Origin of the sequence: Citrobacter sp. CK206, assembly GCF_030333125.1 — a bacterium.
In the GTDB taxonomy this organism is placed as follows: domain Bacteria; phylum Pseudomonadota; class Gammaproteobacteria; order Enterobacterales; family Enterobacteriaceae; genus Citrobacter_B; species Citrobacter_B koseri.
The window spans coordinates 620532-646069 of the sequence record NZ_JAOWGM010000021.1; the positions used below are offsets into that span (position 1 = coordinate 620532).

25 protein-coding genes and 1 riboswitch are annotated in these 25538 nt (G+C 57.0%); of the genes, 14 read left to right on the plus strand and 11 right to left on the minus strand.

Annotated features, from left to right (window positions below):
* A complete protein-coding gene (gene hutH, locus OGX81_RS05975; protein ID WP_012133205.1) occupies positions 1-1521 on the plus strand; it encodes a histidine ammonia-lyase in 1521 nt (506 codons plus the stop codon).
* Between the two features lie 42 nt (positions 1522-1563).
* Here hutH and OGX81_RS05980 read toward each other — a convergent pair whose 3' ends face one another.
* Both OGX81_RS05980 and bioA read right to left on the minus strand, forming a co-directional pair.
* Positions 1564-2040, minus strand: coding sequence for a kinase inhibitor (locus OGX81_RS05980; RefSeq protein WP_047458005.1), 477 nt, complete (start codon positions 2038-2040; stop codon positions 1564-1566).
* A 65-nt stretch (positions 2041-2105) separates the two neighbouring features.
* The gene (gene bioA, locus OGX81_RS05985; RefSeq protein WP_104868895.1) at positions 2106-3395 is read right to left on the minus strand and encodes an adenosylmethionine--8-amino-7-oxononanoate transaminase; all 1290 of its coding nucleotides are present in this window, start codon (positions 3393-3395) and stop codon (positions 2106-2108) included.
* Positions 3396-3481: 86 nt separating this feature from the next.
* Between bioA and bioB the strand changes: the two genes are divergently transcribed.
* From bioB to uvrB, 5 genes are all read left to right on the plus strand, one after another.
* Complete coding sequence (bioB, locus tag OGX81_RS05990; protein ID WP_012133202.1) at positions 3482-4522, plus strand: biotin synthase BioB; 1041 nt, start codon at positions 3482-3484, stop codon at positions 4520-4522.
* Positions 4519-5673, plus strand: coding sequence for an 8-amino-7-oxononanoate synthase (gene bioF / locus OGX81_RS05995; protein ID WP_104868894.1), 1155 nt, complete (start codon positions 4519-4521; stop codon positions 5671-5673). The genes bioB and bioF overlap by 4 nt, the downstream gene beginning before the upstream one ends.
* Positions 5660-6415 carry a malonyl-ACP O-methyltransferase BioC gene (gene bioC, locus OGX81_RS06000; protein WP_104868893.1) on the plus strand — a complete coding sequence of 252 codons (756 nt, stop codon included), beginning with the start codon at positions 5660-5662 and terminating at the stop codon, positions 6413-6415. The genes bioF and bioC overlap by 14 nt, the downstream gene beginning before the upstream one ends.
* Positions 6408-7094 carry a dethiobiotin synthase gene (gene bioD, locus OGX81_RS06005; RefSeq protein WP_104868892.1) on the plus strand — a complete coding sequence of 229 codons (687 nt, stop codon included), beginning with the start codon at positions 6408-6410 and terminating at the stop codon, positions 7092-7094. The genes bioC and bioD overlap by 8 nt, the downstream gene beginning before the upstream one ends.
* A 567-nt stretch (positions 7095-7661) precedes the next feature.
* On the plus strand, positions 7662-9683 hold the full coding sequence (uvrB, locus tag OGX81_RS06010) for an excinuclease ABC subunit UvrB (RefSeq protein ID WP_047457991.1): 2022 nt from the start codon (positions 7662-7664) through the stop codon (positions 9681-9683).
* A 102-nt stretch (positions 9684-9785) separates the two neighbouring features.
* Here the strand turns inward: uvrB and yvcK are convergent, their stop codons facing one another.
* On the minus strand, positions 9786-10694 hold the full coding sequence (gene yvcK, locus OGX81_RS06015; protein ID WP_024130513.1) for a uridine diphosphate-N-acetylglucosamine-binding protein YvcK: 909 nt from the start codon (positions 10692-10694) through the stop codon (positions 9786-9788).
* 286 nt (positions 10695-10980) lie between these two features.
* A riboswitch (molybdenum cofactor riboswitch) is annotated at positions 10981-11127 on the plus strand.
* Here yvcK and moaA point away from each other — a divergent pair.
* The 6 genes from moaA (at position 11115) to OGX81_RS06045 (ending at position 14577) form a co-directional block, all read left to right on the plus strand.
* Positions 11115-12104, plus strand: coding sequence for a GTP 3',8-cyclase MoaA (gene moaA, locus OGX81_RS06020; RefSeq protein WP_024130512.1), 990 nt, complete (start codon positions 11115-11117; stop codon positions 12102-12104). It overlaps the preceding riboswitch by 13 nt.
* A gap of 24 nt (positions 12105-12128) precedes the next feature.
* Entirely contained in the window at positions 12129-12641 is a 513-nt protein-coding gene (moaB, locus tag OGX81_RS06025; protein WP_104868890.1) for a molybdenum cofactor biosynthesis protein B, read from the plus strand.
* Between the two features lie 2 nt (positions 12642-12643).
* Positions 12644-13129: a cyclic pyranopterin monophosphate synthase MoaC gene (gene moaC, locus OGX81_RS06030; protein ID WP_012133192.1), complete on the plus strand. Its 486-nt coding sequence runs from the start codon at positions 12644-12646 to the stop codon at positions 13127-13129.
* On the plus strand, positions 13122-13367 hold the full coding sequence (gene moaD / locus OGX81_RS06035) for a molybdopterin synthase sulfur carrier subunit (protein WP_012133191.1): 246 nt from the start codon (positions 13122-13124) through the stop codon (positions 13365-13367). The genes moaC and moaD overlap by 8 nt, the downstream gene beginning before the upstream one ends.
* 1 nt (position 13368) lies before the next feature.
* Positions 13369-13821: a molybdopterin synthase catalytic subunit MoaE gene (gene moaE, locus OGX81_RS06040; RefSeq protein WP_058668823.1), complete on the plus strand. Its 453-nt coding sequence runs from the start codon at positions 13369-13371 to the stop codon at positions 13819-13821.
* 51 nt (positions 13822-13872) lie between these two features.
* Positions 13873-14577, plus strand: coding sequence for a Bax inhibitor-1/YccA family protein (locus OGX81_RS06045; protein ID WP_104868889.1), 705 nt, complete (start codon positions 13873-13875; stop codon positions 14575-14577).
* An 87-nt stretch (positions 14578-14664) separates the two neighbouring features.
* Here the strand turns inward: OGX81_RS06045 and OGX81_RS06050 are convergent, their stop codons facing one another.
* From OGX81_RS06050 to OGX81_RS06060, 3 genes are read right to left on the minus strand one after another with little or no spacing between them, the layout of a single operon-like run.
* On the minus strand, positions 14665-15627 hold the full coding sequence (locus OGX81_RS06050; RefSeq protein ID WP_047457979.1) for a lysylphosphatidylglycerol synthase domain-containing protein: 963 nt from the start codon (positions 15625-15627) through the stop codon (positions 14665-14667).
* Positions 15627-16868, minus strand: a complete 1242-nt coding sequence (gene clsB, locus OGX81_RS06055) for a cardiolipin synthase ClsB (protein ID WP_104868888.1) — start codon at positions 16866-16868, stop codon at positions 15627-15629. Before clsB ends, OGX81_RS06050 begins: the two co-directional genes overlap by 1 nt.
* Positions 16865-17626, minus strand: coding sequence for an endonuclease/exonuclease/phosphatase family protein (locus OGX81_RS06060; RefSeq protein WP_012133186.1), 762 nt, complete (start codon positions 17624-17626; stop codon positions 16865-16867). The genes clsB and OGX81_RS06060 overlap by 4 nt, the downstream gene beginning before the upstream one ends.
* 133 nt (positions 17627-17759) lie before the next feature.
* On the opposite strand from OGX81_RS06060, the gene OGX81_RS06065 reads away from it, so the two are divergent.
* Complete coding sequence (locus OGX81_RS06065; protein WP_024130510.1) at positions 17760-18170, plus strand: YbhQ family protein; 411 nt, start codon at positions 17760-17762, stop codon at positions 18168-18170.
* Here the strand turns inward: OGX81_RS06065 and OGX81_RS06070 are convergent.
* The 5 genes from OGX81_RS06070 to cecR form a co-directional block, all read right to left on the minus strand.
* Entirely contained in the window at positions 18132-19238 is a 1107-nt protein-coding gene (locus OGX81_RS06070) for an ABC transporter permease (RefSeq protein ID WP_104868887.1), read from the minus strand. The genes OGX81_RS06065 and OGX81_RS06070 overlap by 39 nt on opposite strands.
* 105 nt (positions 19239-19343) lie before the next feature.
* Positions 19344-20477 (minus strand): ABC transporter permease, encoded by a 1134-nt coding sequence (locus OGX81_RS06075; protein WP_104868886.1) that lies wholly within the window; start codon positions 20475-20477, stop codon positions 19344-19346.
* Positions 20470-22206, minus strand: coding sequence for an ATP-binding cassette domain-containing protein (locus OGX81_RS06080; RefSeq protein ID WP_012133182.1), 1737 nt, complete (start codon positions 22204-22206; stop codon positions 20470-20472). Before OGX81_RS06080 ends, OGX81_RS06075 begins: the two co-directional genes overlap by 8 nt.
* Positions 22199-23194, minus strand: coding sequence for a secretion protein HlyD (gene hlyD, locus OGX81_RS06085; protein ID WP_012133181.1), 996 nt, complete (start codon positions 23192-23194; stop codon positions 22199-22201). The genes OGX81_RS06080 and hlyD overlap by 8 nt, the downstream gene beginning before the upstream one ends.
* On the minus strand, positions 23191-23868 hold the full coding sequence (cecR, locus tag OGX81_RS06090) for a transcriptional regulator CecR (protein ID WP_071259642.1): 678 nt from the start codon (positions 23866-23868) through the stop codon (positions 23191-23193). The genes hlyD and cecR overlap by 4 nt, the downstream gene beginning before the upstream one ends.
* Positions 23869-24097: 229 nt before the next feature.
* Here cecR and rhlE point away from each other — a divergent pair, with 229 nt between their 5' ends.
* Entirely contained in the window at positions 24098-25456 is a 1359-nt protein-coding gene (gene rhlE, locus OGX81_RS06095; protein ID WP_104868885.1) for an ATP-dependent RNA helicase RhlE, read from the plus strand.
* The last annotated feature ends 82 nt before the right edge of the window (positions 25457-25538 follow it).

Genomic DNA, 25538 nt, shown 5'->3' on the forward strand with positions numbered 1-25538 from the left:
ATGAATACGCTTACGTTAACGCCGGGTCATCTGAGTTTTGCGCAGCTTCGCGCCGTCTGGCAGCAGCCAGTGCAACTGCGTCTTGATAGCAGCGCGGTTGACGGTATTAATGCCAGCGTCGACTGCGTGAACAATATCGTCGCCGAGGGGCGCACGGCCTACGGTATCAATACCGGTTTTGGTCTGCTGGCGCAGACGCGCATCGCCACGGAGGATCTGCAAAACCTGCAACGTTCGCTGGTGCTCTCCCACGCGGCGGGTATTGGCGAGCCGCTGGACGACGCGATGGTGCGTCTGATCATGGTGCTGAAAATCAATAGCCTGGCGCGTGGTTTCTCGGGCATTCGCCTGAGTGTGATTGAAGCGCTGATTGCGCTGGTCAACGCAGAGGTCTGGCCGCTGATCCCGGCGAAAGGTTCTGTAGGGGCATCGGGCGATCTGGCACCGCTGGCGCATATGTCGTTGACGCTGCTTGGCGAAGGGAAAGCCCGCTGGCAGGGGGAGTGGCTTCCGGCGAAAGAGGCGTTGAAAAAGGCCGGACTGGAACCGATCACGCTGGCGGCGAAAGAGGGGCTGGCGCTGCTGAATGGCACCCAGGCCTCCACCGCCTTTGCGCTGCGTGGGCTGTTCGAAGCGCAGGCGCTGTTCGCCTCTGCGGTGGTCTGCGGGGCGTTAACCACTGAAGCCGTTCTGGGGTCGCGCCGACCGTTTGATGCGCGCATTCATGCCGCGCGCGGTCAGCGTGGGCAGATTGACGCCGCCGGGCTGTTCCGCCACGTTCTGACGGAGACCAGCGCGATAGCACAGTCGCACCATAACTGTGAAAAGGTGCAGGACCCGTACTCGCTGCGCTGTCAGCCGCAGGTGATGGGCGCGTGCCTCACACAACTGCGTCAGGCGATGGAGGTGCTGCTCGTTGAAGCCAACGCCGTTTCGGATAACCCGCTGGTGTTTGCCGAAGAGGGGGATGTGATTTCCGGCGGTAACTTCCATGCCGAACCGGTGGCGATGGCGGCGGATAATCTGGCGCTGGCGATTGCGGAAATCGGCGCGCTGTCGGAAAGGCGTATCGCGCTGATGATGGATAAACATATGTCGCAGTTGCCGCCTTTCCTGGTGAAAAACGGCGGCGTCAACTCCGGTTTTATGATTGCGCAGGTGACTGCTGCGGCGCTGGCCAGCGAGAACAAAGCGCTGGCGCATCCGCACAGCGTGGACAGCCTGCCGACGTCGGCCAATCAGGAAGATCATGTGTCGATGGCGCCCGCTGCGGGTCGGCGACTATGGGAAATGGCGGCAAACACGCGTGGGGTCATTGCGGTAGAGTGGCTGGCGGCCTGTCAGGGTATCGACCTCCGGGAAGGGTTAACCTCAAGCCCGCTGCTGGAGCAGGCGCGAAAAGCGCTGCGCGAGCAGGTGCCGCATTATACTCAGGACCGTTTCTTCGCGCCGGATATTGAGTGCGCGACCGAACTGCTGGCGCGTGGGGACTTGTTCCGGTTATTACCTGATTTCTTGTAAAAAAATGCCGGATGGCGCTGACGCTTATCCGGCCTACGGCACTTAGCTGAACATTGCGGTAATCGACGCGCTGGCGAGCGCATGGAAATGGACGTTAAAGCCCACCATCGCGCCGCTGGCGCCTGCATCGACATCAATGCGTTCCACATCCAGCGCGTGAACGGTAAAGATGTAGCGGTGCGTTTCCCCTTTCGGCGGAGCTGCGCCGCCGTAGCCTGCTTTACCAAAATCGGTGCGCGTCTGGAGAGTCCCTTCCGGCATCGCCACCAGGCCGGAACCAAACCCTTGCGGCAGTACGCGGGTATCGGCTGGCAGGTTGGCGACAATCCAGTGCCACCAGCCTGAGCCGGTTGGCGCATCGGGATCGTAGCAGGTCACGACAAAGCTTTTCGTACCGGCGGGCACCTCGTCCCAGGCCAGGTGCGGGGAGATGTTGTCCCCGTCATAGCCCATGCCGTTAAACACATGGCGATGGGGCAGTTTTTCCCCGTCGCGCAGGTCGTTGCTGATAAGTTTCATACCGCCTCCATTAATCTACTGATTAGCAAGGAAGTGTAGCCAGAACCGCTACAGCTTACCGCTGATTAATGGATAAAAAATGTTTCATTGCGCACAGCGTCGTTCACCGCCTGCGTCAGACGATGCAATTGTTCCGGCTGGATGATATAGGGCGGCATCAGGTAGATCAGTTTACCGAACGGGCGCACCCAGACGCCTTGCCCGACAAAGAAACGCTGCAACGCCGCCATATTGACCGGGTGCGTGGTTTCCACGACGCCGATGGCGCCGAGTACGCGCACGTCAGCGACCCAGGACGATGCGCGCGCGGGCGCTAATTCCTGGCGTAACTGCGTTTCAATCGTCGCCACCTGCTGCTGCCACTCGCCTGTTTCCAGCAGGGAAAGACTGGCGCAGGCCACGGCACACGCCAGCGGATTGCCCATAAAGGTCGGGCCATGCATAAAGCACCCGGCTTCGCCGTTGCTGATGGTTTCAGCGACCCGACGGGTGGTTAACGTGGCGGAAAGCGTCATCGTGCCGCCGGTGATGGCCTTACCGAGACACAAGATATCCGGCGTAATGTCCGCATGTTCACAGGCAAACAGTTTACCTGTGCGGCCAAATCCGGTGGCGATCTCATCGGCAATCAGCAGAATCCCTTCGCGATCGCACATCTTACGGATGCGGCGAAGCCACTCCGGGTGATACATCCGCATCCCGCCTGCGCCCTGGACAATGGGCTCCAGAATCACCGCCGCAATCTCATGCCGGTGCGCCGCCATCAGGCGGGCAAAGGCCACCATATCCCGCTCGTCCCATTCGCCATCCATCCGGCTTTGCGGGGCGGGGGCAAAGAGGTTTTCCGGCAGATAGCCCTTCCACAGGCTGTGCATTGAGTTATCTGGATCGCATACCGACATCGCGCCGAAGGTGTCTCCGTGATAGCCGTTGCGAAAGGTCAGAAAACGCTGACGAGACTCGCCTTTCGCCTGCCAGTATTGCAGCGCCATTTTCATCGCCACTTCCACCGCCACCGAACCGGAGTCCGCCAGGAACACGCACTCCAGCGCTTGCGGCGTCATCGCCACCAGCTTGCGACACAGGTTGACCGCAGGGGCATGGGTAATGCCGCCAAACATCACATGCGACATGGCGTCAATTTGCGTTTTCATCGCGGCGTTGAGCTGTGGATGGTTGTAACCGTGGATCGCCGCCCACCATGACGACATGCCGTCGATCAGACGGTCGCCGTTGGCCAAAATCAGTTCGCAACCCTCGGCGCGCGCAACCGGATAAACCGGGAGCGGGGAGGTCATGGAGGTATAGGGATGCCAGATATGGCGTTGGTCAAAGGCAAGATCGTCCGTTGTCATAATCGACTTGTAAACCAAATTAAAAACATTTAGGTTTACGAGTCTACACCGAATCAAGAATTAACAACACCCTTTGGAGAGGCCCTATGGCTCACCACCCACGCTGGACATTGTCGCAAGTTACCGAATTATTTAATAAACCGCTGCTGGATCTGCTGTTTGACGCGCAGCAAATCCATCGTCAGCATTTCGATCCGCAACAGGTGCAGGTCAGCACGCTGCTGTCGATTAAAACCGGCGCCTGCCCGGAAGACTGCAAATATTGCCCGCAGAGTTCCCGCTATAAGACGGGGCTGGAAGCGGAGCGTCTGATGGAAGTGGAGCAGGTGCTGGACTCTGCGCGCAAAGCGAAGAACGCCGGTTCAACCCGTTTCTGCATGGGCGCGGCATGGAAAAACCCGCACGAGCGCGATATGCCGTATCTGGAACAGATGGTGCAGGGCGTGAAGGCGATGGGGCTGGAAGCCTGTATGACCCTCGGCACGCTCAATGAATCTCAGGCGCAGCGCCTTGCCAACGCCGGGCTGGACTACTACAACCACAACCTGGATACCTCCCCGGAATTTTACGGCAACATCATCACGACCCGCTCGTATCAGGAACGTCTTGATACGCTGGACAAAGTGCGTGAAGCGGGGATTAAAGTCTGCTCTGGCGGTATCGTTGGCTTAGGCGAAACGGTTAAAGATCGCGCCGGGCTGCTGTTGCAACTGGCGAATTTGCCGACCCCGCCGGAAAGCGTGCCCATCAACATGCTGGTGAAGGTCAAAGGTACGCCGCTGGCGGATAATGAGGATGTGGATGCGTTTGATTTCATCCGCACGATCGCTGTCGCGCGCATTATGATGCCAACCTCCTACGTGCGTCTTTCTGCGGGTCGCGAACAGATGAACGAGCAAACGCAGGCGATGTGCTTTATGGCGGGGGCGAACTCCATCTTCTACGGCTGCAAGCTGCTGACCACGCCGAACCCGGAAGAAGACAAAGATCTCCAGCTGTTCCGCAAACTGGGGCTGAATCCGCAGCAAACGTCGGTGCTGGCTGGCGACAACGAACAGCAACAGCGTCTGGAGCAGGCGCTGATGACCCCGGATACAGACGACTATTACAACGCGGCAGCAGTATGACCTGGCAGCAAAAAATCGACGATGCGCTTACGGCGCGTCGTTCTGCCGATGCGTTGCGTCGCCGCTATGCGGTGGCGCAGGGGGCAGGGCGTTGGCTGGTGGCTAACGAACGCCAGTATCTGAATTTCTCCAGCAATGACTACCTCGGTTTAAGTCACCATCCGCAGATTATTCGCGCCTGGCAACAGGGTGCGGAGCGCTTTGGCGTCGGCAGCGGCGGCTCCGGCCACGTCAGCGGCTACTCCGTGGCGCATCAGGCGCTTGAGGAGGCGCTGGCAGGCTGGCTTGGCTATTCGCGGGCGCTGCTGTTTATCTCTGGCTTTGCGGCGAATCAGGCGGTTATCGCCGCGCTGATGGCGAAAGACGATCGGATTGTCGCGGACCGTCTCAGCCACGCCTCATTGCTGGAAGCGGCAAACCTCAGCCCGGCGACGCTTCGCCGCTTTACCCACAACGATCCTCAACACCTGGCGCGCCTGCTGGACGCCCCGTGCGGCGGGCAGCAACTGGTGGTGACAGAGGGCATATTCAGTATGGACGGCGACGGCGCGCCGCTGGCGGAGATCCACCGTGTCGCACGGCAGCGTAACGCCTGGCTGCTGGTGGATGATGCGCACGGTATTGGCGTTACGGGCGATGAGGGGCGCGGAAGCTGCTGGCGACAGCAGGTCAAACCTGAACTGCTGATTGTCACGTTTGGCAAAGGCTTTGGCGTCAGCGGGGCGGCGATTCTCTGCTCTGAAAGCGTTGCGGATTATCTGTTGCAGTTTGCCCGCCATCTGATCTACAGCACCAGTATGCCACCGGCGCAGGCGCAGGCGCTGAGCGCGGCGCTGGCGGTGATCCGAAGCCCGGAAGGCGCAGATCGCCGGGAGAAACTGGCTGCGTTAATTCAGCGCTTCCGTTCGGGCGTTAAGGCCAGTGATTTTACGCTGGCAAATTCGCACAGTGCGATTCAGCCACTGATTGTCGGAGATAATGCGCGCGCGTTACGGCTGGCGGATACTCTGCGGGAGCAGGGATGCTGGGTGAGCGCGATCCGACCGCCTACCGTTCCGGCCGGTACTGCCCGGTTGCGCCTGACGCTCACTCAGGCGCATGAAGCGCAGGATATTGATCGCTTACTGGAGGTGCTGGATGGCGCAGGTTGATAAGCAGGCGATTGCGGCCGCGTTTGGACGCGCCGCGTCGCATTATGAGCAGCACGCTGAACTGCAACGTCAGAGTGCGGACGCGCTGTTGGCGCTGCTGGCAGGGCGCGAATGTGCGCACGTTCTGGACGCCGGTTGTGGGCCAGGGCGGATGAGCCGCTTCTGGCGAGAGCAGGGATACGAGGTCACGGCGCTCGATCTTTCGGCGCAAATGCTGGATGAGGCGCGTCGTCAGCAGGCTGCTCACCATTACCTTGCGGCGGATATCGAAGCCATCCCGCTGGCGGCGGCGCGGTTTGATTTGGCATGGAGCAACCTGGCGGTGCAGTGGTGCGGCGACTTGCGCGGCGCGCTAAGCGAACTGTATCGCGTGGTGCGTCCTGGCGGCGTGGTGGCGTTTACCTCGCTGGCGCACGGATCGCTGCCGGAACTGCGTCAGGCCTGGCAGGCGGTAGATAACCGGGGGCATGCCAACCACTTTTTGTCGCCGGAGACGATCGGCAATGCAATGCGCGGCTGGCGCGTCCGTCAGCAGATCCAGGCGATCACCCTGTGGTTTGATGATGCGCTCAGCGCGATGCGTTCGCTTAAAGGCATTGGGGCGACGCATCTGCACGAGGGGCGTGAACCGCGCGTGTTAACGCGTTCGCAGTTGCGACAGTTACAGTTGGCCTGGCCGCAGCAGCAGGGGAAATATCCGCTGACGTATCAGCTTTTTTTGGGAGTCATTGAACGTGATTAAACGGTATTTTGTCACCGGGACGGACACTGAAGTTGGAAAAACGGTCGCCAGTTGCGCCCTGTTACAGGCTGCCGCGCAGAGCGGCTTTCGGACGGCAGGCTACAAGCCCGTGGCGTCGGGCAGCGAGATGACGGCGCAGGGGCTGCGCAATAGCGATGCCCTGGCGTTACAGCGCAACAGCACGCTGACGCTGGCCTATGAAGCGATCAATCCCTACACCTTTGCGGAACCGACCTCGCCGCACATTGTGAGCGCAGAGGAGGGGAGACCCGTTCAGGCCTCGGTGATGTCCGCCGGTTTACGCACGCTGGAACGGCAGGCCGACTGGGTGTTAGTGGAAGGGGCGGGCGGCTGGTTTACTCCGCTGGGCGAAACGCTGACGTTTGCCGACTGGGTTGCGGCGGAGCACCTGCCGGTGATTCTGGTGGTGGGCGTGAAGCTTGGGTGTATCAATCATGCCATGCTGACGGCGCAGGCCGTGCAGCAAGCCGGGCTGACGCTTGCCGGGTGGGTAGCCAATGACGTGACGCCGCCCGGAAAGCGCCATGCGGAATACATAGCGACGCTAACGCGGGTGATTACGGCTCCTTTGCTGGGCGAAATCCCCTGGCTTTCCGGGAAGGCGGAAAGTGCATCGACAGGACAATATCTCGATCTGACGCGCCTGAAGGCGGTGTAAAACGGGTGAAAATGCGAGCAGGATCTCGCCTGCCGCCCGCGTTTCGTTAGCTGATAAAAATCAAAAAAAAGCGATAATTTTTTTTTAGCCCCTCATCAAGGGGCGTCCGCGCGATTTTGCCAGGCGGCAGTCCATACGGGCTGGACGCAGTTATCCACCATTCCTGTGGATAACCTTGTGTATTAGAGTTAGAAAACACAACGTAAGCGAGAGAAGACGCGGCCTGCGACTAAATTGATGCGAAAGGCGTCTTAAGTAAATAGTGCTTATGAAACAATTTGTTAGATAAAAGCAATGGCTGTAAGGAAAGTGTCACGGGTTGCCACAAATCTTTCATCACACATCTTGACAAGTGTTAAAAAAGTCTTTGGTTTGGGGATAACCGCATCTCACTGGTTTTTTATCTCGTCAGGGTCTACATTTTACGTCGCAATGCCGGGTGTTATCCCTTATTTGAGTAATACCTTAAGTCGCCACTGTTTTTTCATCCAGTATATTTTGCTGGCAATATTAGCGGCTCCGGGTAAAATTAGTGTCCTGCCCGCCCATTCCTTCAGGTAGCTGCCCATGAGTAAACCGTTCAAACTGAATTCCGCTTTTAAACCTTCAGGCGATCAGCCGGAGGCGATACGTCGTCTGGAGGAAGGTCTTGAAGATGGTCTGGCGCACCAGACGCTGTTGGGCGTAACGGGATCAGGGAAAACGTTCACCATCGCCAATGTGATTGCCGATTTACAGCGCCCGACGATGGTGCTTGCGCCCAATAAAACGCTGGCGGCCCAGTTATACGGCGAAATGAAAGAGTTCTTCCCTGACAACGCGGTGGAATATTTCGTCTCTTACTATGACTACTATCAGCCAGAGGCGTATGTGCCCAGCTCCGACACCTTTATCGAAAAAGATGCGTCGGTGAACGAACACATAGAACAGATGCGACTGTCGGCGACCAAGGCGCTGCTTGAGCGGCGGGACGTTGTGGTCGTGGCTTCGGTTTCCGCTATCTACGGTCTGGGCGATCCCGATTTATACCTGAAGATGATGCTGCACCTGACGGTGGGGATGATCATCGATCAGCGCGCTATCCTGCGCCGTCTGGCGGAGTTGCAATATACCCGCAACGATCAGGCCTTCCAGCGCGGCACTTTCCGCGTACGCGGCGAGGTCATCGACATCTTCCCGGCGGAGTCTGACGATATTGCGCTGCGGGTTGAGCTGTTTGATGAGGAGGTTGAACGTCTGTCGCTGTTTGACCCGCTGACCGGGCAGGTTGAATCGACTATCCAGCGCTACACCATCTACCCGAAAACGCACTACGTTACGCCGCGCGAGCGCATCGTACAGGCGATGGAGGAGATCAAAGACGAACTGGTGGACAGACGCAGGATCATGCTGGAAAACAATAAGCTGCTGGAAGAACAGCGCCTAACCCAGCGTACGCAGTTCGATCTGGAAATGATGAACGAGCTGGGATATTGCTCGGGGATTGAAAACTACTCCCGCTACCTTTCCGGGCGCGGGCCTGGCGAGCCGCCGCCGACGCTGTTTGATTATCTGCCAGCCGATGGCCTGTTAGTCGTGGATGAATCTCACGTCACGATTCCGCAAATCGGCGGGATGTTTCGTGGGGACAGGGCGCGCAAAGAGACGCTGGTGGAGTACGGTTTCCGTCTGCCGTCGGCGCTGGATAACCGTCCGCTAAAATTTGAAGAGTTTGAAGCGCTGGCCCCGCAAACCATCTACGTTTCCGCCACGCCGGGCAACTATGAGCTGGAGAAATCCGGCGGCGAGGTGGTGGATCAGGTGGTGCGTCCCACCGGGCTGCTGGACCCGATCATTGAAGTTCGGCCAGTGGCGACGCAGGTTGATGATCTGCTCTCTGAGATCCGCCTGCGGGCGGCGATTAACGAACGTGTGCTGGTGACGACGCTGACCAAGCGAATGGCGGAAGATCTTACCGAATATCTCGAAGAACACGGCGAGCGCGTACGTTACCTGCACTCGGACATCGATACCGTTGAACGTATGGAAATCATTCGTGATTTGCGTCTGGGCGAGTTTGACGTGCTGGTGGGGATCAACCTGTTGCGAGAAGGGCTGGACATGCCTGAGGTCTCGCTGGTGGCGATTCTGGACGCAGACAAAGAAGGGTTCCTGCGTTCAGAGCGTTCGCTGATTCAGACCATCGGCCGTGCGGCGCGTAACGTCAACGGGAAGGCGATCCTCTATGGCGATAAGATCACCCCGTCGATGGCGAAAGCGATAGGCGAAACCGAACGTCGTCGCGAGAAACAGCAGTTATACAACGAAGAGCACGGTATCGTTCCGCAGGGGCTGAATAAGAAAGTGGTCGATATTCTGGCGTTGGGTCAGAACATCGCGAAAACCAAAGCGAAGGGCAAAGGGAAGTCCCGCGCAGCGGCGAAATCGGGTGTGGTTGAGATGGATATGACGCCGAAAGCGTTGCAGCAGAAAATTCATGAGCTGGAAGGCCAGATGATGCAGCATGCGCAAAACCTGGAGTTTGAAGAAGCCGCAGAGATCCGCGACCAGTTGCATCAGCTACGTGAGCTGTTTATCGCGGCGTCCTGACGATGGCGGATGGCGACGTAAAGCGTCTTATCCGGCCTACGGTTGTGCCGCCTGTTGTGTGTAGGCCCGGTAAGCGAAGCGCCACCGGGCAAATCTGAACGCTTACCCCAACGCCTGTATCGCTTTCTCCAGCGCGTTATGCAGCAGCTGTCGGTCATGGCGATACGGAATATCGCTGGCTTCCAGCACTTCCTGAATCACAATCCGGCCCGTCACCGCCGAGGCATCCACTTTCGGGCCAACCACAATGGCGTCGATAACTTGTTTCCCGACGTATTGCTCCATAATCGCCAGTTTGTCGACAAGCGTTAAGCTGGCGGCGGGCAGACTCAATTCGCGCCCCAGATTACCGATATAGACCATCGGCGCCGGAGTACGGCGCAGCGCCTGCGCCAGCTCATCAAGCAGCAGAATCGGCATCAAACTGGTGTAGAAACTTCCGGGGCCAATCAGAATCAAATCGGCTTCGCTAATGGCCTGCACCGCTTCCCGGGTGGTGGGGACTTTCGGTGACAGCATCAGCTCCTGCGGCGGCGTCGCCAGTTGATCGATATTCACCTCGCCGTATACTTCATGCCCCTGATCGTCGATGGCCATCAGGTCTACCGGCAGCTCCGACATAGGGATTAAATGCGCATCCACCTTCAATAAGTTGCGAATTAAATTTATCGCTTCGAGAGGCCGCACGCTCAGGTGATCCAGCGCCTTTAACATCAGATTTCCGAGGTTATGGCCGGAAAGTTCACCATTACCGCCAAAACGATACTCAAACATCGCCGACGCGACGCTGGGTTCGGTAATTAACTGGTTCAGACAGTTGCGCATATCGCCCCAGGCGATGCCCCCTTCAGAGCGGCGAATACGGCCTGTGGAACCCCCGTTATCGGTGGTGGTGACAATACCGGTCAGGCGTGAGCCTAATGAAGAGAGTGAAGAGAGAACGCGTCCTAATCCATGCCCTCCGCCGAGAGCGACAACACGATCCAGGTCTGCCAGCGTACGATTGCGCATACAAATTCCTAATATCAGAGGTACTGCGCTACAGTAGCGCAAATAGCGCCTTTTCAGCAATTAGCCAACGAACAACGATGGAAAATAAATCCATCCCCTCTACCTCTTTCGGATAGGGTTAGCCTGATGGCTAACTGATGTATATCAATGCAAAAGTGTGATTTTTGCTTATTCTGTAGCGAAATAGCACGATCATGACGCTATATACATGATTATATAGCGTAAAGTGGGAATGGCAAAAATGCTATTTACACGCTAGTATCGGCATAACCACCTTTTTAAGCGATGCTTAAAAAGACACTCTAGCCTCTACGCCTGTGTCAAATTGATATGGTGTTTTGGCCGTGACAAGCCTCGAAAGAGTTTGCCACCAGGGCGCAGGAAGAAATGACTCCGCCTCCCGTATTTGGAAAGGTGTACATGGCCTCACAACTTACCGATGCTTTCGCACGTAAGTTTTATTACTTACGTCTGTCGATTACTGATGTGTGTAACTTTCGTTGCACATACTGCCTGCCGGATGGCTACAAGCCTGGCGGTGTCACCAATAACGGCTTTCTGACCGTCGATGAAATTCGCCGTGTGACGCGCGCGTTTGCCAGTCTGGGCACCGAAAAAGTGCGCCTTACCGGCGGTGAACCGTCGCTGCGTCGCGACTTTACCGACATCATTGCCGCCGTGCGTGAAAACGACGCGATTCGCCAGATTGCGGTGACCACTAATGGGTATCGTCTGGCGCGTGATGCGGCGAACTGGCGCGACGCGGGTCTGACGGGCATCAACGTCAGCGTCGATAGCCTCGACGCCCGTCAGTTTCACGCCATTACCGGGCAGGATAAATTCCAGCAGGTGATGGCGGGCATTGACGCCGCGTTTGACGCCGGTTTCGCAAAGGTCAAAGTGAACACCGTGTTGATGCGCGATGTGAACCATCATCAACTGGACACCTTTCTCGCCTGGATTCAGGCACGCCCCATTCAACTGCGCTTCATTGAACTGATGGAGACGGGAGAGGGGAGCGAACTCTTTCGTAAACACCATATTTCTGGACAGGTGCTGCGTGATGAACTGCTGCGTCGCGGTTGGATTCATCAACTGCGCCAGCGCAGCGACGGCCCGGCGCAGGTTTTTTGTCATCCTGACTATGCCGGTGAAATCGGTCTCATCATGCCGTATGAAAAAGATTTCTGCGCCACCTGCAATCGTCTGCGCGTTTCCTCGGTCGGTAAACTCCATCTTTGCCTGTTTGGCGAAGGCGGCGTAAGCCTGCGCGACCTGCTGGAAGACGATGCACAGCAACATGCGCTGGAAGAACGCATTTCAGCCGCGCTGCTGGAGAAAAAGCAGACCCACTTCCTGCACCAGAACAATACCGGTATTACGCAAAATCTATCGTACATAGGCGGTTAACGCCTTAACGGACAAGGAGTTTTTATGAGTCAGGTAAGCGCTGAGTTTATCCCTACCCGCATTGCTATTCTTACGGTTTCCAGTCGTCGCGGCGAAGAAGACGACACTTCCGGTCATTTTCTGCGCGACGCCGCGCTGGAAGCAGGGCATCAGGTTGTGGACAAAGCCATTGTTAAAGAGAACCTCTACGCCATTCGCGCGCAGGTTTCCGCGTGGATCGCCAGCGATGACGTTCAGGTGGTGCTCATCACCGGTGGCACCGGGCTGACCGATGGCGATCAGGCGCCGGAAGCGTTACTGCCGCTCTTTGATCGCGAAGTCGAAGGGTTTGGCGAAGTGTTCCGCATGTTGTCGTTTGAAGAGATTGGCACATCGACCCTGCAATCTCGCGCGGTGGCCGGCGTTGCCAACAAGACGCTGATTTTTGCGATGCCGGGCTCCACAAAAGCGTGCCGCACCGCCTGGGACAACATCATCGCGCCGCAGCTTGATGCTCGCACACGCCCGTGTAACTTCCACCCACATTTGAAGAAATAAGTATGTCGCAACTGACCCATATTAATGCCGCTGGCGAAGCGCACATGGTGGACGTCTCCGCCAAAGCGGAAACCGTACGTGAGGCGCGCGCCGAAGCGTTTGTGACGATGCGCAGTGAAACGCTGGCGATGATTATCGACGGTAGCCACCATAAGGGCGATGTTTTCGCAACCGCGCGTATCGCCGGTATTCAGGCGGCTAAACGTACCTGGGAGCTGATCCCGCTGTGCCACCCGCTGTTGTTGAGTAAGGTCGAAGTGCAATTGCAGGCGGAGCCTGAACACAACCGGGTACGCATTGAATCGCTGTGTCGCCTGACGGGGAAAACCGGCGTGGAGATGGAAGCGCTGACAGCCGCTTCCGTGGCGGCATTGACGATCTACGACATGTGCAAAGCGGTGCAAAAAGATATGGTGATTGGCCCGGTGCGCTTGCTGGCGAAAAGCGGCGGTAAGTCTGGCGATTTTAAGGTGGATGCGCATGATTAAGGTTCTGTTTTTCGCTCAGGTGCGTGAACTGGTGGGAACGGATGCGTTAGAGGTCGCCGCCGATTTCCCAACCGTAGAAGCGCTGCGTCAGCATCTGGCGGCGCAAAGCGATCGCTGGGCGCTGGCGCTGGAAGACGGCAAGCTGCTGGCCGCCGTTAATCAGACGCTGGTCAGTTTTGAACATCCGCTGACGGCGGGTGATGAAGTGGCCTTTTTCCCACCGGTGACAGGAGGCTGAGATGGCTGAAACGCGAGTGATCGTTGGCCATGCGCCGTTCAGCGTCGGGGAGGAGTACCCCTGGCTGGCGGAGCGTGATGAAGATGGCGCGGTTGTGACCTTTACCGGTAAAGTCCGCAATCATAATCTGGGCGACAGCGTTAAAGCGCTGACGCTGGAACATTACCCGGGGATGACGGAAAAAGCGCTGGCGGATATCGTGGACGAGGCGCGCTCGCGCTGGCCGCTGGGGCGCGTGACGGTGATCCATCGCATTGGTGAACTGTGGCCGGGCGATGAGATTGTCTTTGTCGGCGTAACCAGCGCGCACCGCAGCAGCGCGTTCGAGGCCGGGCAATTCATTATGGATTATCTGAAAACCCGCGCGCCGTTCTGGAAGCGTGAAGCGACGCCGGAAGGCGAGCGCTGGGTGGAAGCGCGCGATAGCGATCGGCAGGCGGCAAAACGCTGGTAGCAGAATGTGATACCCTTATTCAGGGGTATCACTTTTAATCAGGAGATCATCATGGACCGATTCCCACGATCCGATTCTATCATACAGACCCGTTCCGGCCTGCAAACGTATATGGCGCAGGTATATGGCTGGATGACGGTTGGGCTGCTGCTGACCGCATTTATCGCCTGGTATGCGGCGAATACGCCTGCGGTGATGATGTTTGTCTTTTCCAGCAAAATCACCTTCTTTGGCTTGATTATCGCCCAGCTTGCGTTGGTTATTGCGCTGTCGGCAATGGTGCAAAAACTTAGCGCCGGGTTGGCGACCACGCTGTTTATGCTCTATTCGGCGCTGACGGGCCTGACGCTGTCGAGCATTTTTATCGTTTATACCTATTCGTCTATCGCCAGCACGTTTGTCGTGACCGGCGGGATGTTTGGCGTGATGAGCCTGTATGGCTACACCACGAAACGCGATCTCAGCGGCTGGGGCAGCATGCTGTTTATGGCGCTGATCGGCATTATTCTGGCATCGTTGGTCAACTTCTGGCTCAAAAGCGAAGCGTTGATGTGGGCGGTGACCTATATCGGGGTGGTTGTCTTTGTCGGTCTGACCGCCTATGACACGCAGAAGCTGAAAAACATTAGCGAGCAGATTGATGTTCGTGACAGCTCGACGCTGCGGAAATACTCGATTCTCGGCGCGTTAACGCTGTATCTGGACTTCATCAACCTGTTCCTGATGCTGCTGCGTATTTTCGGTAATCGCCGTTAATTGGCGTTGCGCCAGCGGGCGGCGTGAACGCTGTATCCGGCCTACAGGTTAGGCCGGTAATACACCTGATAAGCAGCAAATAACCTGTCACTTCGCTAAGGCTTTCTCGTTTTTCGCCCGCAGCTTCTTTGCCCGACTTTCCAGCAGCAGATAGCAAATCAACGCCAGCAATAGCGGAATAAAATAATAGAGCACACGCCAGGCGAGCAGGGCGGCGATAATGGTGCCTTGCGACGTATGCTCACCCGCCAGCAGCGCCATAAACACGGCTTCCAGAACGCCGATCCCGGCCGGGATATGCACGATCACTCCGGCAATACTGCTCACCAGTAGCACGCCAAGTACAAAGAAATAATTAACGTCTTGCCCCATCAGCAGCCAGATAATGGCGCCCATCACCATCCAGTTCGCGCTGGAAATCCCCATCTGCGCGAGGGCGAATTTCCATGACGGAAGCATCAGCTTTTGGCCTTTAATCGTGATATGACGCCGTTTCGCAAAGGCGCAAAACCACAGGTAGACGGCAATCACCAGTAACAACACAATACCGAGAATGCGCAGCGTATTTTCATCGATATACCAGTGGGCCGGGAGTTGCACGACGCCGAAGGTAAAAATAATTCCGCCCAGCAGAATATAGCCCAGCCAGTTGGTGGTAATGCTCAGCGAAAAAATACGCGTGATGGTGCTCCCCGGTAAGCCGAGGCGGGAGTACAGACGGTAGCGCATACCGATTCCGCCGACCCAGGTGCTTAACGTCAGATTGAAGGCGTAACAGATAAACGACACCAGCATGACCTGCCGCTTCGCCAGCTTGTGGCCGCAGTAAAAACGTCCCAGCAGATCGTAGCAACCGTAAAGAAGGTAGCTGACAATCACCAGCCCAACCGCGCTCAACAGCGCAATCCGGTTGTAATCCCGGATCACCGTCCAGACATCTTCCCAGTTGACCTTTCCGGCATAAATGACCAGCAGGACAATCACCGCGATAAAAAACAGCCAGGTGAGGATCTTTTTCGCCAGCCGCCATCGCGGGTGTGATGTTGACATCAGGGCTTCACCCCCGTGTTTTCCGCTTCGACCCGATCCTGCGTTTCCATCGTCGGTTGGGCGGGCGGTTCAACCTGCGCCAGATGCGGCGTGTGCGCCGGCAGCCAACCGACCAGCGCCGGGAAGTGGCGCAGGAAGTGGAACGCCAGCACGCTTTTGCTCAGATTCCACCAGGTGCGCTTCGGCAGCATAGACTCGTCCACCTGCTTGCAATCATTGGCGATAATGGCGTTCAGGTTGTCGCGCAGCGTCTGGTTAAACGTGCGGTCATGAATAATGACGTTTGCTTCAAGGTTAAGCGACAGACTGAGCGGATCGAGGTTGCTGGAGCCGACGGTCGCCCAGTGATCGTCCATCAACGCCACTTTGCCGTGCAGCGGGCGACGGCGATATTCATAGACATGGACGCCGCCTTTCACCAGATAGTTGTACAGCAGACGCGCGCCGACTTTGACGATGGGCATATCGGGTTCCCCCTGGATCACCAGTTTTACCCGCACGCCGCGTCGGGCGGCTTTGCGCATGGCATGCAGCAGGCGATAGCCGGGAAAGAAATAGGCATTGGCGATAATCACTTCACGTTTCGCCTGCGTAAGCATCTTCAGATAGTGACGTTCAATATCGTTGCGATGTTCATCATTATCGCGCCAGATAAACAGCACCTGCGCTTCGCCGGGTTTCCGGTTTTCTTCGGCGCGATGATGGCGTCGCCACCAGCGGCGTGCGGCGCTTTGCCCCGGCAAGTTTTCCAGCTCAAACTGCAAAATATCCTCCACGACCGGCCCTTCGACGCGAACGGCGTAATCCTGTTTGGCTTCCGGGCCGTAATCGGACATATGTTCTGCGGAGTAATTCAGCCCGCCGACAAACGCGACCCGATCGTCAATAACCACGATTTTACGGTGCATACGGCGAAAGAGGTTGGTGCGCATGCCGAACAGGGGAGGACGCGGATCGTAATAGCGGAAGATTACCCCCGCTGCGGTCAGCTCCCCGACAAACGCCTCGCTGAGGTCGGGTGAGCCGTAGCCGTCTAACAGCACTTCCGCTTTTACGCCGCGTCTGGCCGCTTTAAGCAGCGCCGCGTGTAGCTGCTTACCTACGTCATCTTCAAACCAGATGAAGGTTTCCAGGATGATCCTCTGCTGTGCCTGCGCGATAGCGTCAAACACGGCGGGATAGAACTGGTCGCCGTTTTCCAGTAGCTGAATCTGATTGCCTTCACGCCATCCACATTTCATAGATGTATCTCCGCGCTAAGAGGGGCATGGTCAGATAAATGTCGCCAGTTACGCAACGGCAACGCCGCAGGAGAGCTGGCATTGGCATTCTTGACGTATATACGATCGAGTCGCAGTATCGGCAGCCTGACCGGAAAGGTGCGCGCCGGGCGGCCATGCGCGCGGGTGAAGATCTCCTCCAGCCCCGCAGACGCTTTTAACGGATAGTTGGCTTTCTGCCGCCAGTCGTTGAAATCCCCGGCGACCACCACGGGTTCGGATTCGGGAAGGGCGTTAACCCATTCAACCAGCATATCCAACTGCGCCTGGCGGTGGCCTTCCCGTAAGCCGAGATGTACGCACATCACATGAATTGGCTGAGCCAGCATCGGCGGAACAATACGGCAATACAGCACGCCGCGTTTTTCACTGCCGCCGACGGAGACATCGCGATTTTCATAGTGTTCAATCGGATAGCGCGACAGCACCGCGTTGCCGTGATGCCCTTCCGGGTAGACGGCATTACGACCATAGGCGAAATCGCTCCACATGGTGTCGGCAAGAAATTCGTAATGGGTGGTATCAGGCCAGTTCTCGACGTGCAGCGGATGAACTTCATGCGCGCCCATCACTTCCTGGAGGCAGACAATATCCGCGCTGACGGTTCTGACGGCGTCGCGCAACTCCGGCAGAATAAAGCGCTTATTAAAGGCGGTAAAACCCTTATGCGTGTTAATTGTGAGCACTTTGAATGAAAAATTTCGCGTTTGTTGGATCATTTTCTTCCTGTCCGCGTCACTATCCTGATTGAAATAGTGTAGTCGTCGTCACAAAAAGATGCGGTCTTACGGAATTTTCCGTAAAGTTCGGTACTCTGAATAATTAGATAAAAATCCTTCAGGAGAAAAAGCCATGAGGTGGCAACAACGTGTTCGTGTCGCAACGGGTCTTAGTTGCTGGCAGATTATGTTGCATTTACTGGTAGTGGCGCTGCTGGTAATGGGCTGGATGAGCGGCGCTTTAGTCCGCGTCGGCCTGGGATTATGCGTGCTTTATGGCGTGACGGTGCTGCTGATGCTGGCGTTACAACGCCACCACGAACAGCGCTGGCGCGACGTTGCGGATGTGCTGGAAGAGCTGACGACCACCTGGTATTTCGGCGCCGCGATGATTGCTCTGTGGCTGCTGTCCCGCGTACTGCACAACAACCTGCTGCTGGCGCTGGCTGGGCTGGCGATCCTTGCCGGGCCTGCTGTGGTTTCGCTGCTGGCGAAGGAGAAAAAGCTACATCACTTTGCGTCTAAACATCGCATACGCCGCTGACCCCGTTGTGGCCGTGATCACCAGTAGCGGCCACAAACTCCCCCAGACGATCTTCAGACTCGCATCTTTCAAATAAATCTGCTTGGTGATGTCCGTAAAATGGCGGATAGGGTTTATCCACGTCAGATTTTGTAGCCATACCGGCATGTTCTCGACCGGAGAAACGTATCCCGATAGCAGGATAGCAGGCATCATAAAGACGAATACGCCGATGAAAGCCTGCTGTTGGGTGGAGCAGAGCGACGAGATTAACAAGCCAAATCCAACCAGCGACAGCCCGTAAATCACCATTGTGAAGTAGAACAGCGCCAGCGAACCGGCAAAGGGGATGTGGTACGCCCAGATGCCAATAGCCAGTACGATCGTGGCCTGAAAAGTGGCGACAATCAGCGCGGGCACCGCTTTACCGATGAAAATTTGCCAGGTAGTGAGAGGGGAAACCAGCAGTTGATCCAGCGTACCCTGTTCGCGCTCGCGGGCAACGGAGAGCGAGGTGACGATCATGACGCCTATCGTGGTGATCATGGCGATCAGGGATGGCACCACAAACCACTTATAGTCCAGATTCGGGTTGTACCAGTTGCGCACCACCAGCTCGCTGTTGTTGGGCTTGGGTTTGCCCTCTGTCAGCTCCTGCTGATAATCCTTGACGATCTGCTGGAGATAATTGGCGGCGATTTGCGCGCTGTTGGAGTTACGGCCATCAAGAATGAGCTGTAGCGGCGCGGGCTGGAGGTTATCCAGGTGACGGGAAAAATCGGCCGGAAAGCGCACCAGCAACAATGCTTTTTGCGTGTCGATCGTCGGCTGGATTTCCTGCGGGCTTTTCAGCAGCAGGATATGGGTAAACGCTTTGGCGCGCGCGAACCGTTGCGTCAGCTCGACGGCATGTTTGCCATTATCTTCGTTATAAATGGCAATGGTGGCATTGGTCACTTCCAGCGTGGCGGCAAAGGGAAACAGCAGCACCTGGATCAGCACCGGTAAGATCAGGATCGCGCGGGTCTGCGGCTCGCGTAACAGCGATTGCAGCTCTTTGCGGATTAATGTCCACAGGCGATGAAACATGTTTCTCTCCCTTATGCCATGCCGGATGGCGGCGTAAATGCCTTATTCGGCCTACAAAATATGTGGTCGTAGGCCTGATAAGCGAAGCGCCATCAGGCAGAAAATTTAATCCAGCCGGCGTTTGGTCTTCATCCACGTCAGGCCGATAAACATGGCTGCCGAAGCGATTAAAAATAACGTATTAACGATCAACACAATGGGGATGTTCCCCGCCAGAAACAGGCTTTGCAGGGTGCTGACGAAATAGCGCGCCGGAATAATGTAAGTCACCGCGCGGATGACGGCAGGCATACTGTCTATCTGGAAGATAAAGCCTGACAGCATAATTGACGGTAAAAAAGCGGCGTTCAGCGCGACCTGCGCGGCGTTAAACTGATTACGGGTAATGGTGGAAATCAGCAGTCCCATTCCCAGCGTACTGAGCAGAAACAGGCTGGTGATAAGAAACAGAATCACCAGCGAGCCGCGCCAGGGCACGCCAAGAATAAACACCGACACCAGCATACACAGCAGCATCGCCAGCATGCCGAGGAAGTAGTAGGGGATCAGTTTGCACAGCAACAACTCTGCGCGCGTCACCTCGGTCGAGAGCAGGGCCTCCATCGTTCCACGCTCCCACTCGCGCGCAACCACCAGCGAAGTGAGAATGGCGCCAATCACCGTCATGATAATGGTGACCGCGCCGGGAATGATAAAGTGCTGGCTGATGGCCGCCGGGTTAAACCAGTAGCGGGTCTGCACGTCGATCAGCGGTTCAAATTCTTCCCCACGATCTTCAGCCCGCTGCATTTGCCAGATCTGCCAGACCCCCTCCACGTAACCCTGCACGAAGTTGGCGGTGTTCGGTTCGCTGCCGTCGGTGATAACCTGTATCGGCGCGGTGTCATTCTCTCGCGCCATCTTTTGCGCAAAATCGACAGGGATCACCACCAGCCCGCGAATGCGCCCGGCCTGCATTTTCTCAATAAGCTCATGGCGGCTATCGCTGATGGTGGCGTCGATATACGGCGAACCGGTCATGGCGTGGGTGAAATCCAGCGCCTCCTCGCTCTGTTGTTCGAGCAGAATGCCGACCCGCAGCTTGCTGGAGTCGAGGTTAATCCCGTAGCCAAAAATAAACAGCAACAGCAGCGGGATCACCACGGCGATCAGCCAGCTACTGGGATCGCGGATAATCTGACGCGTCTCTTTCACACACAGCGCGCGTACGCGCCGCCAGGAGAGCAGGGTGTTACTCATGAGTATGCTCCTTATCCCAGTCGTGAATGAGCGTGATAAAGGCCTGCTCCATCGTCGGGTCCGGCGTGTCGTCGTCTGCCGCCTGTGCTTTCAGATCGTCCGGCGTCCCGCTGGCGATCAGCTTGCCGCGATAAACCAGCCCGATACGGTCGCAGTATTCCGCTTCGTCCATAAAGTGGGTGGTGACCATCACCGTGACCCCTTTTTCTACCATGCTGTTGATGTGCAGCCAGAACTCACGGCGGGTGAGGGGATCGACGCCGGAGGTGGGTTCGTCGAGAAACAGAATGTCGGGCTCATGCATCAGCGAACAGGCCAGCGCCAGACGCTGTTTAAAACCGAGCGGCAGCGCATCCGTCGCATGAGAGGCGATGCTTTTCAGGCCGAAGGCTTCGCTCATGCGGGTGATTTTTTCGTTTTGCGCCCGGCCTCGCAGGCCATAAACCCCGGAAAAAAAACGCAGGTTTTGCTCTACCGTCAGGTTGCCGTACAGGGAAAATTTTTGCGCCATATACCCTAAATGCTGGCGCGCCTTGCCGGAGCTGACTTTCAAATCCATATCCAGCACCAGCGCTTTGCCGGAAGTTGGCACCAGCAAACCGCACATCATCTTGAACGTGGTGGATTTCCCCGCGCCGTTGGGGCCGAGCAGACCGAAGATTTCTCCGCGCTCAACGGCGAAGTTAACGTGGTCGGTGGCGGCGAAGTCGCCGAATTTTTTGGTCAGTTCTTTGGCCTCAATGACCGTCTCACCCGGCGTGCCGTCAACGGTATGCAGGATCGCGCCGAGCGGAGACTCCGATGTACCCGCGCCGCCAAGCAGGTCGATAAAGGCATCTTCAAAGCGCGGCGTGGTGTCGTTAATCGTTATCTCCGGCATCCCTTCGGCCCGGCGGATATCCTCTGCGGTGGCCTCTTTTTTCAGGATCAGCCGTACCGATTTCCCCTGAATCATACCGTCGCTCACCTGCGGCAGTTTCAACGCGCGTTGCAGGAGCTTGCGGTTATTCTCCTGCGGGCTGCTCATTAAGAAACTGCGTCCTGCCATGGTCTGCGTTAGCTTAGTCGGTTCGCCCTGATACAGCAGCTCTCCTTCGTTCATCAGCAGCACGTCGCGACACTGTTCGGCTTCGTCCAGGTATGACGTACTCCACAGGATAAGCATGCCGTCACCCGCCAGTTCATGCACCATTTGCCACAGCTCGCGACGGGAGATGGGGTCAACGCCGACGCCCGGTTCGTCAAGCAGCAGCACTTTCGGCTCGCCGACCAGCGTACAGGCCAGCCCGAGTTTTTGTTTCATCCCGCCCGAGAGCTTGCCTGCCAGCCGTTTGGTGAAGGGGCCGAGGGCGGTAAATTCCAGCAGACGGGCAAACGTTTTTTGCCGTTCTTCGCCCGTTACGCTGCGTAAATCCGCATAGAGATTGAGATTCTCCATCACGGTCAGATCTTCATACAGACCAAATTTTTGCGGCATGTAACCGAGTACCGCATGCAATTCACTGTCGTTTTTGATCGGATCGAACCCGATCACCGACGCGCTGCCGCTATCGGGCTTGAGAAGCCCTGCCAGCATCCGCATCAGCGTGGTTTTGCCTGCGCCATCCGGCCCGACCAGACCCGTGACATAACCGGCGTGGATCGTACAGTCGAGCGGGGCGACCGCCGGTTTTTCCATTCCGGCGAAGCGCTTCACCAGGCCGTTTAACGTAATGACGGCGTCATTCATGCCGCGCCTCGTCGCTGAACGTCAGCGTCACCGGCATTCCCTGACGCAGCGCATCGTCCGCGTCAGTCACCACAATGCGCAGTCGATAGACCAGGTCTGTGCGCAGATCCGGCGTTTCAACGGTTTTCGGGGTGAATTCAGCGGTCGGCGATACGAAGCCGATTTTGCCGTGGTAAGGCTTGTCAGGGCGGCCATCGGTGTAGAGTAAAATTTCGCGGCCGGGCTGCGCCTGGCTGAGGTTGCGTTCATCCACGTAGGCGCGAACCCATACCGGGCGAGTCAGCGACAGCGTCAGCACGGTGCTGCCTGCGTTGAGCATACTGCCGGGCTCTACCGCGCGGGTTAACAGCGTACCGTCAGAGGGGGCGATCAGCGTTGTATCCTGTAAATCGAGTTCTGATTGCGCCAGCTGCGCCTGCGCCTGTTCGAGGCTGGCTTTTGCCTGGGCGATATCCTGCTGGCGGTTACCGGTACGGTACTGGCTCAATTTGTCCTGTGCGGATTTCAGCTGCGCCTGCGCCTGATCGCGGGACGATCGGGCGTTCTCCAGGTCGTTGGCGGAGATCGTGCGGCTTTTCCACAATCCCTGCTGGCGCTGATAAAAGTTCTGCGCATAGTCAAATGCGGCCTGCGCCTGTTTCACGGCGGCAGCGGCCTGGGCTATCTCTTCATCGCGATACCCCGCGAGCATCAGATCATACTGCGCCTGGGCGACGGAGACGCCTGCTTTAGCCTGCATCAACGCGTTCTCGTACGGGGCTTTATCCAGCACGCCCAATACCTGCCCGGACGTAATGGCGTCGCCTTCGTCAACGGCCAGCGAAGCCAGCCGGCCTCCGACGCGAAAACTCATATTGACGGTGCGAATATCCACATTGCCGTAGAGCGTCAGCCCGTTATCCTGCCGACTCTGATACCACCATGTACCACCGGCAAGCACGGCGGCCAGCGCCGCGACAGCCAGTGCGATAACGACAGGTTTTTTCATTGCTCCTGACTCCTTTGCGTTAAGCCTTGCAGAATGAGATCGATATGACAGGTGATCGTCTGGTAAATCTGTTCTGTTTTCTCTTCATCAAACGTTGACCAGCCGGTACGCAGCAAAATGGTTTCTTTTCCCAGGCGGAAGGCCAGCACTTCGCCCAGCAGCGCGTGCGTGTGGAGAATGGTTTGCGTATCTCCCGGATCGCGGCCGGTATACCCTGCAATCAGGCGCGTCAGATGCGTGTGAAGGGGGTTGAGAACCTGATCGTGCACCCGTTGGTAAGCCGCCGTCGGGGAGAGCTGTTCGCGCGAAATAAATTTGCTCAGGTTGACTGTGTCGTCCTGGGTTAACAGCATGATCATATTTTTGCAGGCGCGCAGGATCAGCTCGCGCATAGCGGCGCGATCGGGCTGCGGCTGGGCGAACAGTCGTTCCGCTTCCTCGGCATGAGGGCGAAACTGGGCGCCGATGAAATCGGCTATCCACTGGGCGCAGGCGAGGTATAAATCCTCTTTGGAGCCAAAATAGTAAGTGATGGCGGCGATATTTTGTCCGGCCTGGGCGGCAATGTCGCGCGTGGTGGCATGGAGGCCGTATTCGCCAAACTGCGCCAGCGCAGCGGCGATAAGCTGGCTTTTGGCCTGTTCGCCTTTCGTCGTCATGGTTGGGGTATTCATCGCGCAACCCAATTATTAATCAATCGATTGATTAAGATTATGACTGATAATTGTTCTTGTCCAGTGTGGTGGTTTATTTTGTTTTTTCCAGTCACGGGGATAATTTATGCGGTATGTCACAAAAACTGCTACACTCCGCCCCTTCATGACATTGTGGTTTTTGTCATCCCTCTTGTGAGTATCTCCCTGAAAACTACACCGGTAACGGTCGGGGCGGTTCGGAGTAGTTATGTCTTTTGATTCCCTTGGGTTGAATCCTGATATTTTGCGCGCGATTGCCGAGCAGGGTTACCGTGAACCTACCCCTATTCAGCAGCAGGCGATCCCTGCGGTGCTGGAAGGCCGCGACCTGATGGCCAGCGCCCAGACGGGGACGGGTAAAACAGCCGGTTTTACGCTGCCGCTGTTACAACATCTGATCACGCAGCAGCCGCACGCGAAGGGCCGTCGCCCGGTACGCGCGTTGATTCTGACGCCGACCCGTGAGCTGGCGGCGCAAATTGGCGAAAACGTCCGGGATTACAGTAAATACCTGAACATTCGCTCTCTGGTCGTGTTTGGCGGCGTCAGCATTAACCCGCAGATGATGAAACTGCGAGGCGGCGTTGACGTGCTGGTGGCAACGCCGGGGCGTTTGCTCGACCTGGAACATCAAAACGCGGTGAAGCTGGATCAGATTGAGATTCTGGTGCTGGATGAAGCTGACCGTATGCTCGACATGGGCTTTATCCACGATATTCGCCGCGTGCTGGCAAAACTGCCGCCGAAACGCCAGAACCTGCTGTTCTCCGCCACATTCTCCGATGACATTAAAGCGCTTGCTGAGAAGCTGTTGCATAACCCGCTGGAAATTGAAGTGGCGCGCCGTAATACCGCTTCTGAGCAGGTGACCCAGCACGTTCATTTCGTGGATAAAAAACGCAAGCGCGAACTGTTGTCGCAGATGATTGGCAAAGGCAACTGGCAGCAGGTGCTGGTCTTTACCCGTACCAAACACGGCGCCAACCATCTGGCGGAACAACTGAATAAAGACGGCATTCGCAGTGCGGCGATCCACGGTAATAAATCTCAGGGCGCGCGTACCCGCGCACTGGCTGATTTCAAATCCGGCGATATCCGCGTCCTGGTGGCAACCGACATCGCGGCGCGCGGGCTGGATATCGAAGAGCTGCCGCATGTGGTGAACTATGAGCTGCCAAACGTCCCGGAAGATTACGTCCACCGTATCGGCCGTACCGGTCGTGCCGCCGCGACCGGCGAAGCGTTATCGCTGGTCTGCGTTGATGAACACAAACTGCTGCGCGATATCGAGAAGCTGCTGAAAAAAGAGATCCCGCGCATCACCACGCCGGGTTATGAACCAGACCCGTCAATTAAAGCGGAGCCGATTCAGAACGGTCGCCAGCAGCAGCGTGGCGGCGGTAGTCGCGGCCGAGGTCAGGGACAGGGACAGGGCGGAGCAGGCCGTGCCCAGCAACCGCGTCGCAATGATGGCGGGGCGCCGAAAGCCAAACCGCGCAGCGGAGAAGGTAAGCCAGGCGGCGATAAACCGCGTCCGCCGCGCCGCCCGCGCAGACTGGCGGATTAATTGCGAGCCCGGCCGAAAGGTCGGGCTTTTCTTTTTGCGACCCGCGCCAGAAAGTGCCACAATAGTGGCTGTTTATACAGTA